This is a genomic window from Shinella sp. (assembly GCF_035998705.1).
Lineage (GTDB): Bacteria > Pseudomonadota > Alphaproteobacteria > Rhizobiales > Rhizobiaceae > Shinella.
The window spans coordinates 96853-112917 of the sequence record NZ_DASYHH010000014.1 but is presented as its reverse complement, the minus strand read 5'-3'; the positions used below and the strand labels follow the sequence as shown (position 1 = coordinate 112917).

At 65.3% G+C, this 16065-nt stretch carries 14 protein-coding genes; 5 read left to right on the top strand and 9 right to left on the bottom strand.

Annotated features, from left to right (window positions below):
- Positions 1 to 118 precede the first annotated feature (118 nt).
- Positions 119 to 757, top strand: a complete 639-nt coding sequence (locus VGN93_RS12055) for a glutathione S-transferase family protein (RefSeq protein WP_327507683.1) — start codon at positions 119 to 121, stop codon at positions 755 to 757.
- Positions 758 to 787: 30 nt separating this feature from the next.
- Here VGN93_RS12055 and VGN93_RS12050 read toward each other — a convergent pair whose 3' ends face one another.
- On the bottom strand, positions 788 to 1645 hold the full coding sequence (locus VGN93_RS12050) for an AraC family transcriptional regulator (protein WP_327507682.1): 858 nt from the start codon (positions 1643 to 1645) through the stop codon (positions 788 to 790).
- Between the two features lie 185 nt (positions 1646 to 1830).
- Between VGN93_RS12050 and VGN93_RS12045 the strand changes: the two genes are divergently transcribed.
- A complete protein-coding gene (locus VGN93_RS12045) occupies positions 1831 to 3498 on the top strand; it encodes a SulP family inorganic anion transporter (protein WP_327507681.1) in 1668 nt (555 codons plus the stop codon).
- Here VGN93_RS12045 and VGN93_RS12040 read toward each other — a convergent pair.
- The 3 genes from VGN93_RS12040 to recA form a co-directional block, all read right to left on the bottom strand.
- On the bottom strand, positions 3495 to 4727 hold the full coding sequence (locus VGN93_RS12040; RefSeq protein WP_327507680.1) for a GGDEF domain-containing protein: 1233 nt from the start codon (positions 4725 to 4727) through the stop codon (positions 3495 to 3497). The genes VGN93_RS12045 and VGN93_RS12040 overlap by 4 nt on opposite strands.
- 101 nt (positions 4728 to 4828) lie before the next feature.
- The gene (alaS, locus tag VGN93_RS12035; protein ID WP_327507679.1) at positions 4829 to 7492 is read right to left on the bottom strand and encodes an alanine--tRNA ligase; all 2664 of its coding nucleotides are present in this window, start codon (positions 7490 to 7492) and stop codon (positions 4829 to 4831) included.
- Between the two features lie 409 nt (positions 7493 to 7901).
- Complete coding sequence (gene recA, locus VGN93_RS12030) at positions 7902 to 8996, bottom strand: recombinase RecA (protein WP_319321687.1); 1095 nt, start codon at positions 8994 to 8996, stop codon at positions 7902 to 7904.
- A gap of 229 nt (positions 8997 to 9225) precedes the next feature.
- Here recA and VGN93_RS12025 point away from each other — a divergent pair, with 229 nt between their 5' ends.
- Positions 9226 to 10173 (top strand): carbohydrate kinase family protein, encoded by a 948-nt coding sequence (locus tag VGN93_RS12025; RefSeq protein WP_327507678.1) that lies wholly within the window; start codon positions 9226 to 9228, stop codon positions 10171 to 10173.
- A gap of 46 nt (positions 10174 to 10219) precedes the next feature.
- On the top strand, positions 10220 to 11146 hold the full coding sequence (locus tag VGN93_RS12020) for a pseudouridine-5'-phosphate glycosidase (RefSeq protein ID WP_327507677.1): 927 nt from the start codon (positions 10220 to 10222) through the stop codon (positions 11144 to 11146).
- A gap of 41 nt (positions 11147 to 11187) precedes the next feature.
- Here the strand turns inward: VGN93_RS12020 and VGN93_RS12015 are convergent, their stop codons facing one another.
- From VGN93_RS12015 to VGN93_RS12000, 4 genes are all read right to left on the bottom strand, one after another.
- Positions 11188 to 11676: an Rrf2 family transcriptional regulator gene (locus tag VGN93_RS12015; protein ID WP_327507676.1), complete on the bottom strand. Its 489-nt coding sequence runs from the start codon at positions 11674 to 11676 to the stop codon at positions 11188 to 11190.
- Between the two features lie 264 nt (positions 11677 to 11940).
- Positions 11941 to 12855, bottom strand: a complete 915-nt coding sequence (locus VGN93_RS12010; protein WP_327507675.1) for a GntR family transcriptional regulator — start codon at positions 12853 to 12855, stop codon at positions 11941 to 11943.
- On the bottom strand, positions 12852 to 13031 hold the full coding sequence (locus VGN93_RS12005) for a hypothetical protein (protein ID WP_327507674.1): 180 nt from the start codon (positions 13029 to 13031) through the stop codon (positions 12852 to 12854). Before VGN93_RS12005 ends, VGN93_RS12010 begins: the two co-directional genes overlap by 4 nt.
- Positions 13028 to 14239: a diaminopropionate ammonia-lyase gene (locus VGN93_RS12000; RefSeq protein ID WP_327507673.1), complete on the bottom strand. Its 1212-nt coding sequence runs from the start codon at positions 14237 to 14239 to the stop codon at positions 13028 to 13030. Before VGN93_RS12000 ends, VGN93_RS12005 begins: the two co-directional genes overlap by 4 nt.
- Positions 14240 to 14346: 107 nt before the next feature.
- Between VGN93_RS12000 and VGN93_RS11995 the strand changes: the two genes are divergently transcribed.
- Entirely contained in the window at positions 14347 to 14811 is a 465-nt protein-coding gene (locus VGN93_RS11995) for an Lrp/AsnC family transcriptional regulator (protein WP_327507672.1), read from the top strand.
- A gap of 17 nt (positions 14812 to 14828) precedes the next feature.
- Here the strand turns inward: VGN93_RS11995 and VGN93_RS11990 are convergent, their stop codons facing one another.
- Complete coding sequence (locus VGN93_RS11990) at positions 14829 to 16058, bottom strand: CaiB/BaiF CoA-transferase family protein (RefSeq protein WP_327507671.1); 1230 nt, start codon at positions 16056 to 16058, stop codon at positions 14829 to 14831.
- Positions 16059 to 16065: the final 7 nt, after the last annotated feature.

Below are 16065 nucleotides of genomic sequence, written 5' to 3'. Positions count from 1 at the left end.
TGGCTTTCCAAAGAGAAAAAGGCCCGGCTGCTCCGCAACCGGGCCTTTTTCTTTGCCCGCCCTTGCGGCGGCAACCCAGCGCCCTATCCTCCCGTCCACCATTCGAGAGGAGAACAGCATGGCCGAGGACCTGGTTTTCTATGCCAATCCCATGTCGCGCGCGCGCATTGCCCGCTGGATGCTGGAGGAAGTCGGCGCGCCCTATCGCACGGAATGGCTGACCTTCGACGGATCGATGAAGTCGCCCCGCTATCTGGCGGTCAATCCGATGGGCAAGGTGCCCTGCATCCGCCACGGCAAGACCATCGTGACGGAAGCCGCTGCGATCTGTGCCTACCTCGCCGATGCCTTTCCGGAGGCCGGCCTCGCACCGCCGACCGACCAGCGCGGCGACTATTACCGCTGGCTGTTCTTCGCCGCCGGGCCGCTCGAAATGGCGGTGTCGATCAAGGCCTTCGGGCTGGAGGTGCCGAAGGAGCGCCACCGCAGCATCGGCTGCGGTAGCTACGAATCGGTGATGGACACCCTCGCCTATGCGGTGACGCAGCATCCCTACATCACCGGCGACAGCTTCACCGCCGCCGATGTCTATGTCGGCGCCCATATCAGCTGGGGCCTGCAGTTCGGCACGCTGGAGCCCCGGCCGGAATTCAAGGCCTATTGGGACCGGCTGAAGGAACGCCCGGCCAGCAAGCGCGCCACCGCCATCGACGACGAGGAAATGCACCGCCAGCTTGCCGCGGCGAAGGCCGGCTAGTGCGGGCTCTCACCCGCCCCGCCTTCATCATCAGGCCGGCTGAAGCGGCAGGTGGATTTCCGTCAGCAGTTCACTTGGCGGCACCTCGCGCGGATTGTTGAGATAGGTCTCGAACATCACCTCGTCGCGGATGGAGCGGCCGGAGGCCGGCAGCCAGGTGGCGTAGAGCCAGCGGTAGGCCGCGCCCATATTGGCGTACGGCCCCTGGTGGCGCAGCACCGCATAATCGCCGCCGGCAAGCGTGCGGCGAACCAGCGGGGCCTCGGCGGGAACGGCTGCGTCCGCCGTGACGCAGGCGAAGGAGCGCAGCTGGTCCTCCGCCACGAGATCCGGATCGTCGAGAAAAACCCCGACCATGCGCATGTCCGGCCGAAAAATGTTGCGGGAGAACAGCGCGCCGTAAAGCGCCTCGAAGGCCTTGCCGATGCCCATATAGGACCCGGCATGGGAAACGCCGAGCAGCGCCTGTTCGGGTAGGGTGCGGATGGTGATGTCGTACATGCGGGTCGGCTCCTTGCCGCTTTGGGGTTCGAAGGCGCGATGGCTCCCCTCCCGCCGGTAGCGCGTCGGCGGCATGCCATAGGCTGCCGCGAAGGTGCGCGTGAACGACTGGAGATTGGGGTAGCCCCATCGCGCGGCGATGTCCCGCACGGTTTGGTCGGACCGCACCAGGTCTCCCGCGGCGCGGTGCAGGCGAAGCCGGCGGACGGTCGCCGCCAGCGTCTCGTTGTGCACGGCCCGGTAGACGCGGTGCCAGTGATGCGCCGAAAGGCAGGCGATCTCCGCCAGCCGGTCGAGGTCGATATCCTCGTCCAGATGATCGTAGATATAGGCGGATACGCGCGACAGACGCTTCTCGTAGCTCGCCCAGATTTCGTTCTCGCCCATGCCGCACCTCTTTCGTCGGGACGCATTCAACCAAGCATGCGGCGATTTCACAAATCCTGCGCTTCTGCCTTGCCTTGCAATTTTCACAAGGCTTTGACGTCCGTCATTGCAAAAACGGGCGACTCGGCGTGAGATGCCCTCGCCGGCCAGCTTTTCCCCTTTCCACCGGCCTCCTGAGGCGCGCCATGACCGATACCCTGATGCCGAAGCTCGCCAGCGTTTTCGCGGAGGGTTACGGGCCGGCGCGACTGAAGGCGGATGTGCTGTCCGGCCTCACCGTCGCCATCGTCGCGCTGCCGCTCTCCATGGCGATCGCCATCGCCTCCGGCGTCACGCCCGACCGCGGCCTCTATACGGCGATCATCGGCGGCTTCCTCGTCTCCGCACTCGGCGGCAGCCGCTTCCAGGTGGGCGGGCCGGCCGGCGCCTTCATCGTGCTCGTCGCTGCCACCGTCGCACGACACGGCGTCGAAGGCCTGCTGCTTGCGACATTTCTCTCCGGCATCATTCTCGCGCTCGCCGGCTACCTGCGGCTCGGCAAATTCATCAAGTTCATTCCCTATCCGGTGACGGTCGGCTTCACCGCCGGCATCGCCGTCATCATCTTCGCCAGCCAGATCGGCGAACTGCTCGGCCTGAAGCTTGGCGGACAGGAGCCGGGACCGATCCTCGAAAAGCTCGCGGCACTCTGGGCGGCACGGCCGACCTTCAGCCCCGCCGCCTTCGGCGTTGCCGGCGTCACCATCGCCATCATCCTGATGCTGCGCCGTTTCCGGCCCGCCTGGCCCAATCTCCTCATCGCCGTCGCCGTCGCATCCGCCGCAACCGCCCTCCTCTCCTTGCCGGCCGATACGATCGGCACCCGCTTCGGCGGCATCCCGCGCGGCCTGCCGGTGCCGGCGCTGCCGTCCTTCTCGCCGGATCTGGTCATCGCCGTGCTGCCCGATGCGGTCGCCTTCGCGCTGCTCGGCGCCATCGAATCGCTGCTGTCGGCGGTCGTCGCAGACGGCATGACGGGGCGGCGCCACCGCTCCAGCATGGAGCTCATCGCGCAGGGCTTCGCCAATATCGGCTCGGCCCTGTTCGGCGGCATCTGCGTGACGGGCACCATCGCCCGCACGGCGACGAATGTGCGCTCCGGCGCCACCAGCCCGGTCTCCGGCATGCTGCATTCGGTTTTCCTGCTGCTTTTCATGCTCGTCGCCGCACCGCTCGCAAGCTACATTCCGCTCGCGGCGCTTGCCGGCGTGCTGGCGGTTGTGGCGTTCAACATGGTCGAACGGCCCGCCATCGCCGCCCTCTTCCGCTCGTCGCGGGGTGACGCGGCGGTGCTCGCCGTCACCTTCCTGCTCGTCGTCTTCCGCGACCTGACGGAGGGCATCGTCGTTGGCTTCCTCATCGGCGCGGTCCTCTTCATCGACCGCATGGGCAAGGCAGTGAACATCCGCGAGGAGACGGTGCCGCAGATCGTGCGGGCCATCGAGAATGCCGGGGAGGACGGCGGCCTGCCGGAGCGGCCGGTCGCGGGCAACGACCCGGACACGGTGATCTACCGCATCAGCGGCGTCTTCTTCTTCGGCGCGGCCGCGAGCGTCGGCGCGGTGCTCGACCGCATCGCCGACCAGCGCCGCAACTTCGTGCTCGACTGCACGGATGTGCCCTTGCTGGATTCGACGGCGGCGAGCGTGATCGAAGGCCTCGTGCGCAAGGCGGAACGCGCCGGCGTGCGCGTGTTCATTGCGGGGCTGAAGCCCGACATGCGCCGCATGCTGGAAGCCCACGAGCTGCACCCGCCGCGCCTCACCTTCACCGCAACAGTGGACGCGGCGATGGCCGAGATTGCCGCGCGTTAGCCCATGGCGATGCCGACGGGGGAAATCACCGGCGCGCGCATGCGCTCCGCAAGGTCGGCAAGGCCCGTCGAGGGTGCGGCGCGCATCACCCGGTTGCGCCCGCCCTCCTTCGCCGCATAGAGCGCGGCATCGGCGGCCGAATGCAGGCGGTCGAAATCCGCGCCGAAGGTGGCGACATCGGCAAGCCCGATGCTGACCGAAACCGCGATGTCGCGGCCCTCGTTGCTGATCGCGAGTGACTCGACCTCGCGCCGCAGCGCTTCGGCGAATTGTTCGGCGCGCGCCATGTCATGCCCCGGCGCGTAGAGCGCGAATTCTTCCCCGCCGAAGCGGCAGAACAGCATGTTCGCCTGCAGCCCGGCGGAAATGCGGGCGGAAAACTTCTTCAGCACGATATCGCCCGCGACATGGCCGTGCGTGTCGTTGATCGCCTTGAAGCGATCGAGGTCGAAGATCATCAGGGTGCCCGGCGAGCGGTCGGCCAGGCGCTTCTGCATGTCGTCGAGGAAGGAGCCGCGATTGGCGATGCCCGTCAGCGCATCGGTGCGCGAGGCCTGGCGATAGAGCGCCTCGCCGCGCTCCTTGATGAGCACCAGCATGGCGACGGCGGCGAGAATCGTGTGGGCGAAAAGTTCGAGCGTGAAGATCGCAAACCAGGCGGAATAGGCGGTGCCGTGCTCGATGGGTGCCGGCGCGAGGATCGCCATCGGGATGCGCAGCGAATAGATGATGCCGTGCGTCACGAAGAAGAACGCCGCGAGCACGCGCGTCGGCAGCGCCTCGGCGCGGCGTTCGCGCCAGATATCGGCGCCGATCCACAAAGAATAGGCGGTGATGATCACCGAGATCACGACGATGCGGTTGTTCACGTCGCCGGTCACCGGCGGCACCAGCAGATAGAGAAGAGACCACGCCAGGGGCCCGGCCAGCACGACGGCAGGATAGACGCGGCGGCGATCGAAAACGCGAAAACCGGCCCACATGAAAGCGTAGCCGCAGGCGGCGAGCGCATTGCCGAGACCGACGGTGAGCAGCGGCGGCCCGATCGGGCGCAGCGCGAAGAGCAGGGTGCAGAGCGAGCCGATCCACATGGAAAGGCACCAGTATCCTGCCGCTGCGGCATGCCGCCGGTCGGTCAGCCAGATCTGCAGCAGAAAAATCCCGATGACCGTCGTCGCCAGGAAGGTACAGATCATCAAGGTCGATATGCTGATGATGTCTTCAATCAAAACAAACACTCCGCGCGCGGACAGGCTAGGCGGAAACGTTGAAGACTTCGCAAACGAAAACGGCGGGCAAAGCCCGCCGTCCCATCGTGAAAATGTGCCGATCAGCCGGCGATTGCGCCCGCAACCGCCTCGAGGGCATCCGCCGCCTTGGCGCCATCCGGGCCGCCGGCCTGTGCCATGTCGGGGCGCCCGCCGCCGCCCTTGCCGCCGAGCGCTTCGGAGGCGCGGCGCACCAGATCGACCGCGCTGAAGCGGCCGGTCAGGTCTTCCGTGACGGCGACCACGGCGCTCGCCTTGCCATCCGCCGAGACGCCGACGAAGGTGACGACGCCGGAACCAAGGCTCTTCTTGCCCTCGTCGGCCAGGCTCTTCAGGTCCTTCGGCTCGACGCCGGTGACGACCTTGCCGAGATATTTGACGCCCGCGACGTCGCGCACGCCATCGTCGCCGCCACTCGTGCCGCCGCCGCCAAGCGCCAGCTTCTTCTTCGCCTCGGTCAGCTCGCGCTCCAGCTTGCGGCGCTCGTCGACCAGCGCCTCGACGCGGGCGAGCACTTCGCCGGGCTGCGCCTTCAGCGTCGTGGCGAGCGCCTTCACGCGCTCGTCCTGCTCGGCGAGATAGGCGCGGGCGGCCTCCCCCGTCAACGCTTCGAGGCGGCGGATGCCGGAGCCGACGGCGCTGTCCGAGAGGATGCGCACGAGGCCGATCTCGCCGGTGGCCGCGACATGCGTGCCGCCGCAGAGCTCGACCGAATAGGGCCGGTTCGCCTTGGCGCCGCGCATGCCGGTGCCCATGGCGACCACGCGCACTTCATCGCCGTATTTTTCGCCGAACAGCGCCATGGCGCCTTCCGCGATCGCGTCATCCACCGTCATCAGGCGGGTGGTGACCGGCGAATTCTGCACGATGATCTCGTTGGCCATATCCTCGATGACACGCAGTTCCTCCGCCGACATCGGCTTGGGGTGCGAGACGTCGAAGCGCAGGCGCTCGGGCGCGACCAGCGAGCCCTTCTGGGCGACGTGCGTGCCGAGGACTTCGCGCAGCGCCTCATGCAGCAGGTGCGTCGCCGAATGGTTGGCGCGCAGGCGGGCGCGGCGGGCGTGATCGACGGAGAGAGCCACCGCATCGCCGACCTTCAGCGTGCCTTCGGAAACGGTCGCGACGTGGACAAAGACGCCCTCGCCCTTCTTGTGCGTGTCCGACACGTCGAGCTTAGCACCATCGGCAACGATGACGCCGGTATCGCCCATCTGGCCGCCGGATTCGCCGTAAAACGGCGTCTGGTTGACGACGAGCTGCACCTGATCGCCGACTGAGGCGGCATCGACCGCCTTGCCGTCGCGAACAATCGCCTGGACGACGCCTTCAGCCGTCTCTGTGTCGTAGCCGAGGAATTCCGTTGCGCCGAACTTTTCCTTGAGTTCGAACCAGATCGTCTCGGTCGCCTTGTCGCCGGAGCCGGCCCAGTGCGACCGGGCCTCCGCCTTCTGGCGCTCCATCGCATCCGTGAAGCCGGAAAGATCGACGTTTATCTCGCGGGCACGCAGCGCATCCTGCGTCAGGTCGAGCGGGAAGCCGTAGGTGTCGTAGAGCTTGAAGGCGGTTTCGCCATCCAGCATGTCGCCCTTGTGGAGCGTCGAGGTCGCATCCGAAAGCAGCGTCAGGCCGCGTTCCAGCGTGGTGCGGAAACGGGTTTCCTCCAGCTTCAGCGTCTCGGAGATCAGCGCTTCGGCGCGCTGGAGTTCCGGATAGGCGCGGCCCATCTCGCCGACCAGCGTCGGCAGCAGCTTCCACATCAGCGGATCCCTGGCGCCGAGCAGCTGCGCGTGGCGCATGGCGCGGCGCATGATGCGGCGCAGCACGTAGCCGCGGCCGTCCTTTGCCGGCAGCACGCCGTCGGCGATCAGGAAGGCGGAGGAGCGCAGGTGATCGGCGATGACGCGGTGGCTGGCGCGCGCCTCGCCCTCGGCCGGGACGCCGGTCGCCTCGACGGAGGCGTCGATCAGCGCGCGGAACAGGTCGATGTCGTAATTGTCGTGTTTGCCCTGGAGAAGGGCCGCGACGCGCTCCAGGCCCATGCCGGTATCGATCGACGGGCGCGGCAGGTCGACGCGCTCTTCCTTGGTGATCTGCTCGAACTGCATGAAGACGAGGTTCCAGATCTCGATGAACCGGTCGCCATCCTCTTCCGGCGAGCCGGGCGGGCCGCCCCAGATATGATCGCCGTGGTCGTAAAAAATCTCCGAACAGGGACCGCAGGGGCCGGTATCGCCCATCGCCCAGAAATTGTCGCTGGTCGCGATGCGGATGATGCGGTCGTCGGAAAGGCCGGCGATCTTCTTCCAGAGGTCGAAGGCCTGGTCGTCCGTGTGGTAGACGGTGACGAGCAGGCGGTTCCTGTCGATGCCGAATTCCCTGGTGATCAGGTTCCAGGCGAGCTCGATCGCGCGTTCCTTGAAATAGTCGCCGAAGGAGAAATTGCCGAGCATCTCGAAGAAGGTGTGGTGGCGCGCGGTATAACCGACATTGTCGAGGTCGTTGTGCTTGCCGCCGGCGCGCACGCATTTCTGCGCGGAGACCGCCGTCGAATAGGGGCGCGATTCCAGGCCGGTGAAGACGTTCTTGAACTGCACCATGCCGGCATTGGTGAACATCAGCGTCGGGTCGTTGCGCGGCACGAGCGGGCTGGACGGCACGACCTCGTGTCCGTTCTTTCGGAAATAGTCGAGGAAAGTCGACCGGATTTCATTCACGCCGTTCATATCGCGTCCTTCATCTCTGCACCGTCTGCACCTGAAAACCGGCGCATTACCCACCCAATTGTCCCGCAACGACAGCGCAACCGCCTCGCCGGCTGCCGCCCATTTCCAAACCGCTATCGATTTGGGAAATAGGCAGCAAATTCAAAATGCTACAGCGCCCCTGCGCGCCATATCTGACGCGCGACGCCGTCGAGTGCCCGCCCGGAAGGTCCGTGAAGGCCATCCACCCACGAATTCCGTCGAAACGGCGCGCCTGCCGCCTGTCTTGCGGAAGGCCGGAAACCCTTGGTCGCGCGCGAGAACTGAAGGCTTTTATCGCCCGCCTCGGCACCTGTCCAGACATCAAAAAACCGGCCCTTCACGAAGAAGAGGCCGGTTTTTCGATATTCTGGCGGGCGTTGCGCGGCGATTACATCGCCGCGGCGTCGTCGTCGCTGGAATCGTTCGGATCAGGGCCGCCGTTTTCCAGGAAGCGGTCGGCGATCAGGCCGGCATTCTGGCGCAGCGACGTCTCGATCTCGTTGGCAAGATCCGGATTGTCGCGCAGGAAGGTCTTGGCGTTCTCGCGGCCCTGGCCGAGGCGCTGGCTGTTATAGGAGAACCAGGAGCCCGATTTCTCCACGATGCCGGCCTTGACGCCGAGGTCGATGAGCTCGCCCGTCTTGGAGACGCCCTCGCCGTACATGATGTCGAACTCGACCTGCTTGAAGGGCGGCGCCATCTTGTTCTTGACGACCTTGACGCGGGTCTGGTTGCCGATGACCTCGTCCCGCTCCTTGACCGCGCCGATGCGGCGGATGTCGAGGCGGACGGAGGCGTAGAACTTCAGCGCATTGCCGCCCGTCGTCACTTCCGGCGAACCGTAGACGACGCCGATCTTCATGCGGATCTGGTTGATGAAGATCACCATCGTGTTCGACTTGGAGATCGAGGCCGTCAGCTTGCGCAGCGCCTGGCTCATCAGGCGGGCCTGGAGGCCGGGCAGGCTCTCGCCCATCTCGCCTTCGATTTCCGCGCGCGGCGTGAGTGCGGCGACCGAGTCGATCACCAGCACGTCGACCGCGCCGGAGCGCACCAGCGTGTCGGTGATTTCCAGCGCCTGCTCGCCGGTGTCGGGCTGCGAGATCAGGAGGTTTTCCAGATCGACGCCGAGCTTGCGGGCATAGACCGGGTCGAGCGCGTGTTCGGCGTCGACGAAGGCGCAGATGCCGCCCTTCTTCTGGGCTTCCGCAATGGTCTGCAGGGCCAGCGTCGTCTTGCCCGAGCTTTCCGGACCGTAGATCTCGATGATGCGGCCCTTGGGCAGGCCGCCGACGCCGAGCGCGATGTCGAGGCTCAGCGAACCGGTGGGAATCGTCTCGATCTCGATGACGCTGTCCTTCCCGCCGAGCTTCATGATGGAGCCCTTGCCGAAGGAGCGCTCGATCTGGGAGAGTGCCGCCTCGAGTGCCTTGCTTTTATCCACTGCTTTATCCTCTACGAGCCGCAAAGTGTTCTGTGCCATTCTGTCCACCTTTAGGTTATTGAAGCAAGACAGGCAACGAACCCGCCGATGAAAGCTATGTACACATTTTGTTCTCATTTTGCAAGAAGCATTTATCCATTTGAATGTTTTTGTGAATCGGAGGCGTGTTCTATTTTCGTTTCGGTGGGATAAAGCCACGCAGGAACAAGGGTATATCCGCTCCACCGCCGGACCTTCGGGGCCGAATCGGCGAGCGTGAAGGAAGACGATGACGGGAAAGACGATACTGGTGATGGGCGGCGCCCATGTGGACAGGCGCGGACGCATCGCCGGCGAGACGACGCCGGGTGCGAGCAACCCCGGCGGCTGGTTCGTGGAAGCGGGCGGCGGTGGCTTCAATGCGGCGCGCAACCTCTCGCGGCTGGGGCATGCGGTGCGGCTCGTTTCGCCGCGCGGCGGCGATGCGGACGGCGAAATCGTCGCGGCGGCGGCCGCGGCGGCCGGCATCGAGGACACGCCCTTCACCTTCCTCGACCGGGCGACGCCGAGCTACACGGCGATCATCGAGCGCGACGGCAACCTCGTCATCGCGCTGGCCGACATGGAGCTGTACCGGCTGTTTTCGCCGCGGCGCCTGCAGCAGCGGGCGATGCGCGAGGCAATTGCAACGGCGGGCCTTATCCTCACCGATGCGAACCTGCCGGCCGAAACGCTTGCCGCGATGGCGAAGGCGGCGGCTGACGCCCGCGTCCCGATCGCCGGCATCGCCATCTCGCCGGCCAAGGTGGTGCGGTTCGAGAAGAACCTCACCGGCCTCGCCTTCCTGTTCATGAACGAGGCGGAGGCGCGCGCGCTGACGGGTGCGGCGCCTGAAAACCCGGCCGACTGGCCGAAGGCGTTGCGCGCGGCGGGCCTTGCCGCAGGCGTGGTGACACGCGGCGGGCGCGGCGTCATCGCCTTCGATGCGACAGGTGCCGCGCTCGTCACGCCGCCGGAAATCCCGGCGCTCGGCGATGTCACCGGCGCCGGCGATTCGCTGGCGTCCGGCTTCGTCAGCGCCTGGCTTGCCGGGCGGGACCTTGGCGAGGCGCTGCGCCACGGCGTGGCGGCGGCCGCGATCACCGTGCGCTCGCCGCTGGCCGTGGCTGAAGAAATGTCGCAGGCGGCGCTTGCGGCCGCACTTTCTCTTGTGCCGCGGGCCGAATGGATGGCATGAAACTTTCTTGCCGAAAATTCCGCCCAAAAATCCGCAAGGACCCAGCATGACCAGACCCGCCTCCTCCCTTCTGCCGATGCAATATTCGGACGAAGTCGCCGCCGCCAAGGCCCGCGGCGCGCCGATCGTCGCGCTCGAATCGACGATCATCACCCATGGCATGCCCTATCCGGGCAACCTGGACATGGCCCGCAGCGTCGAGCGCATCATCCGCGAGGAAGGCGCCGTGCCGGCGACGATCGCGGTGATCGATGGCGTGCTGCATATCGGCCTCGACGATGCGATGCTCGAAACGCTTGCGAAGACGGAAGGCGCCATGAAGCTGTCGCGGGCCGACCTCGCCTTCGCGATCGCGGAGCGGCGCACGGGCGCCACCACGGTCGCGGCGACGATGATCGGTGCTGCGCGTGCCGGCATCCGGGTCTTTGCCACCGGCGGCATCGGCGGCGTGCACCGCAAGGCGGAAGAGACCTTCGACATTTCCGCCGATCTCGACGAATTGTCGCGCACCGGCGTCATCGTGGTCTGCGCCGGCGCCAAGGCGATCCTCGACATTCCGAAGACGCTGGAGGTGCTGGAGACCCGCGGCGTGCCCGTCGTCACCTATGACAGCCCGATCTTCCCGGCCTTCTGGTCGCGCGATTCGGGGCTGAAAAGCCCGCTGACGCTGAACAGCCCGGCGGCCATCGCCCATTTCCAGACGGTGCGCGACCAGCTCGGCGTCGACGGCGGCATGCTGATCGCCAATCCCGTGCCGGAAGCCGACGAAATCGCGCGCGAAGAAATGGAGATCTACATCGCCCGCGCGCTCGACAATGCCGAACGCGACGAGATCGCCGGCAAGGCCGTGACACCCTACCTGCTCGACAGCCTCTTCCGCCTGACGGACGGCCGCAGCCTGAAGACGAACATCGCGCTGGTGGAGAACAATGCACGACTGGCCGCGGAAATCGCCGTGGCGCTGGTGGATTGACGATTTGGAGACGGCCGGTCCACCCCGGCCGTCGATTCCTTCTATCCGGCGCGTTTCAATACCCACTCGAAACTGCTCTGCCAAAGCGTAGCCGGAATGTCCTGCTCCAGGGTCCGGACGAGCGTCGCGAGGCTGACGCTGCGCAGCTTTGCCCGCCACGCCTCGTCGGCATCCCACATGACGCGGGCAACCGCGCAGGGGCCGGCGTCGCAATAGCCTTCGGGACGGCAGGGATTGTTGGCGCGGATATTGCTGCAGGCAAAGGTCCGTTCCTTGCCTTCCACGGCCTCCACCACATCGAGAAAGGTGATGTCAGCCGTCGGCCGGGCAAGGCGATAACCACCGCTCGGCCCCAGCGTGGATTCGACCAGCTTCGCCTGGGACAGGCTCTGCAACGCCTTGGAGAGATATTCCTTCGGCAGGCCATGGAATTCGGCCAGAGCCTTTGTAGAAAGATAACGCCCGTCCGGAAGTCCGGCGAGAATGGCACAACAGTGCAGTGCCCATTCGACTTGGCTCTTGAGGATCATCAAACCCGTCCGCGAAATAAGGATATTTATTATCCGTATTCTGTGCTTTTTGTAAACGGTGGCGTCAGGAGATTTCTCTATAGCGACCTACGACAGATACCGAACGAGGCTTAAAGCCGGATCGGTGTCCGAGGCAGCAGATGCGCAATGCGGAAGATTATAGGCAACGTCCGCAGGAAGCTCTTTGTTCCCGCGGTGCACGAACAAGGCAAATTTTGCATTGTAAAGAAGAATACCGAAAGCCTGACGCTGGTGGCGCAGCGATCAGGCGTCGTCCATGCCGAGCTTGACGCGGCCTGTGCGAACCAGTTCGAGGTCTTCGTCGATATGCTCGAAGGTCTCGGCGCGCGAGATTTGCAGGTGAACCCGCATCAGGGCGGCGGCCAGCTGGCGTTCGCCGATGAGCAGGGCAGCCATGATCTTGCGGTGCTCCATCATGGAATCGCGGATGCGGTCGAGCCGGGTAAAACCGATATATTCGTTGACCCGCCGGATATTGTTCTGCCGCTCTATGGCATCGACGAGATGCGTGCTCTTGGCGCCGAGGGCCACCTGCCGGTGAAACTTGGCGTCGAGATCGAAAAGCCGGCGCCGCTCCATCGTTTCGATGTTGGAAATGGCGTTCTGGTGTTCGGCATCGAGCGCCTCGATGGCCGGGATATCGACCTCGTAGATATCGGCGAGCATCGAGGCCGGCTCGACGATCTGGCGGAACCTGTAGCCGTTCGCCAGCGCATTCGCCCCGACATCCGCGAATATCCAGCCCCGGCTGGCCGTCGGCTCGACCAGCTGGTCCCGCATGAGGCTGCGCAAGGTCGACATGAGGATGCCGTGCGCGACCGAATATCGCTGCATCAGCGCGCGTTCGCTGATGGGCGAACCGAGCTTGCCAAGCGCCATGTCCCGCATCACCCGTTCGTCGAGCAGGGCGCTCGAGTCCGTGTCGGATTTGGCGACGCGCTCCGTCGACTTCACAAGCCGAAAGCCGCGATGCTGCTCGTATTCGACGATGCCTTCGCTCTGCATTTGCCGCAGAACCGTGCGGATAGGCGTCCTGGAAACACCGAGATCAGCGGCTATCTCGGCCTCGTTTATCCGTTCTCCAGGCTTCAGATTCTGTCCAAACCGTATTTCGAGTTGATCGCGAACGCGGTTGTGAAGAGGGGTATAGTTTGTCAATTGTCGGAGCCCTGCGCCTCGGAAAACTGCATTTTCCTAGAGCAAAGCGCGTTTGTCCATTGGATTCCGGCGACTGGTGCATCACGCCGAACGAACGCTTTCCGCTTTCTCTCGCCGTGCAGATCCTGCCGCCAGTCGGTCATTTCGGCGTGAAGCGCCTTTCTGTCGATGGTCATGGTGCGGCGTCCTTCCTGTTGCGTGCGGCGACGGCCGCGGGCGAAAACCCGACGATGTCCTCGTATTTGCCGGGGTCCGTGGCACCCTCCGTGTTGACGAGAAAGATGCGCGAGCGCGTGTCGATGCCGAGCGCAGCCTTGACCGCCGGATCGGCGATCGCGCGCATCAAGCCTGCAAGGCCGACACCGCCGCTTTCTCCGGCGACGATGGCGGGATCGCCATCCACCGGGTTGGCGAGGTGTTTCATCACCGCAATCGCGTCCTCTTCGTCGACGGCCATGAAGGCATCCGCGACGCGCGACAGGATACGCCACGCGATGAGCGACGGCTCGTAACATTCGAGCATGGCCATGACGGTCGGCGCGCCATGCGGAATTGTCACCGGACGGCCCGCCCGCGCCGTCTCGAACAGGCAGGCGGCCCGCGCCGGATCGACAACGGTGAAGACCGGGCGGGCGTCGCCGAATTCGAGCGCGAGGTGACCGGCGACGGCGGCGGCAATGCCGCCCACGCCCGACTGGATGAAGACATGGGTCGCAAGCTCCGGCAGTTTCCGCAGCGCCTCGCGAACGAGCGCGGTGTAGCCCTGCATCACCAGTCCGGGGATGCGCTCGTAGCCCGGCCAGGACGTGTCCGAGACGATCGTCCAGCCCCGCTCCTCCGCCACGCGCGCCGCCTCCCGGACGGAATCGTCATAGGTGCCGTCGACGCGGATCATCTCCGCCCCGAAGCGGGCGATGGCGGCCACCCGCTCGTCGCTGACGCCGGAATGCACGAAGATCGCCGCCCGCGCGCCCACCAGCGCAGCGCCCTGTGCGACCGAACGGCCGTGGTTGCCATCGGTCGCACAGGCGACCGTCATGCTGCCCGCGACGGCCTTCACCTCCGGCGCATGAAGCTCGGATATGTCGATGATCCGGCCAAGCCGCGTGCCCGCCTCTTCCAGAACAAGCCGGATCACCGCATAAGCCCCGCCGAGCGCCTTGAAGCTTCCGAGCCCGAGGCGATGCCCCTCGTCCTTGATATGGACCGCGCCGACGCCGAGTTTTTTCGCCAGCCCCGGCAGCGCGACGAGCGGCGTTTCCGCATGGTTGTCACGGAAGGAGAGATGGCGCTCGACCTCGGCCGCGGCGTCGATGCCGAGGGTCTCGGCATCGCGCGGATCGAGCGGAGCGCGATAGTCGGCATGGGAATTCCTGAGAAACATGGGCGGCCCCTTTCGCTGTGGTTGCTGAAAGATATTGCAACCGCACCGAAATGAGCGCTGATATTCGGCCTCCGATTTGCAAGTTTGTTTCGTCCGGAGACCCATTCGTGCGCCTCGATGCCTTCGACCGAAAAATCCTCGCGATCCTGCAGAAGGACAACACCACGCCGCAACGCACCATCGGCGAGGCCGTCAATCTCTCCGCACCGGCTGTCCAGCGCCGGATCAAGCGCATGACCGAAGACCGCGTCATCCGGGCGAATGTCGCCGTCGTCGATCCGGTCGCCCTCGGGCAATCCATCACCATCTTCGTGGAGGTGGAGGTGATCAGCGAGACGGCGGCGCAGATCGAGGCGGCCAAGCGGGAATTCGCCGCCGCGCCGGAAATCCAGCAGTGTTATTACGTCACCGGCGAAGCGGACTTCATCCTCGTCGTCGTCGTTCCGGCCATGGCCGATTACGAAGCCCTGACCCGCCGCCTGTTCTTCGGCAACAACAACGTCAAGCGGTTCCGCACCTTCGTTGCGATGGATCGCGTGAAGGTGGGTTTGGACATCCCGGTCGAGGGCTAGGAAGCCCAGCGCGACGATTATGTAGAAGCTTCGTCAGCATAAACGACGCCCGATGCCAGCCACGCCTCGATCTCATCCCGGCTGTAGCCGAACTCGCTGAGAATTTCGCGGCTATGCTGCCCGACCAATGGCGCGGGTCGGCGGATCGTGGCGGGCGTTTCCGAATGGCGCACGGCGGGCGCGATGACCTTGACGGTGCCGGCGCGCGGATGGTCGTAGCTCGTCACCAGTTCCATGTGGCGCACCTGCGGGTCCTCTGCGGCCTGAAGATGGGATTTCACCTCGCCGCACCAGATATCGGCCTCGAGCAAGGCCTCCAGCAGCGCCGAACTCGTCCATTTCCCGGTCTCCGCGGCAAGCGCGCGCCAGATTTCGTCTCGCTGCGCAAAGAGCTTTTGCGGGTCGTCATAGACGAGCAGGTCGTCATTGCCGAGCACGCCGACAAGCGTGCGGTAGGGGCTCATGGCGATCGTCACCCAGCCGTCTTTGGTCGGATAGGTGCCGAACGGCGCGTCCATGCCGGGATGGCCGATGCCCGAGCGGGGGCGCTGGAAATCCTCGTTGAAGTTCAGCGCCATGACCATTTCCTGGTTCTGGTGCGCCAGCATGCCGGCGAGAAGGTTCACCTTGACCTCCTGCCCGAGCCCCGACTTTTCGCGCCAGTAAAGGGCGGAGAGGATGCCGTAGACCATGTTCATCGCGCCGACCTGGTCGGAGAAACCCGCCCCCACCGGCGTCGGCGGCGCATCGGCCTGCCCGGTCGCCGCCATGATGCCGGTGAGGCCCTGCACCAGCATGTCCTGGCCCGGCCGATCGGCATAGGGACCGTCTTCGCCGTAGCCGGACCCGGAGCAATAGATGATCCGCGGATTGACGGCGCGAAAATCCTCGTAGCCGTAGCCCATCGCCCTCATCACGCCGGGCCGGAAATTCTGCACGACGATGTCGGCGCTTTTCGCCATCTCCATGAGAACCGCCTTCACCTCCGGTGCCTTGAGGTTCAGCGCGATCGAGCGCTTGTTGCGGTTCCAGGCAAGGAAATTCGGGCTCTCGCTGCCGCCGACCCATTTGTTGCGGAAGGTGAGCGAGCGGAAGAGATCGCCTTTGCCGGGGCGCTCGATCTTGATGACATCCGCCCCCATATCCGCCAGAAGCTGCGTGGCGAACGGGCCTTGCAGCAGGTGCGAAAAATCGAGGATGCGGATGCCCGCCAGGGCCGCGGGGGTGGAGGTTTGCGGTTCGGTCATGGGGAAA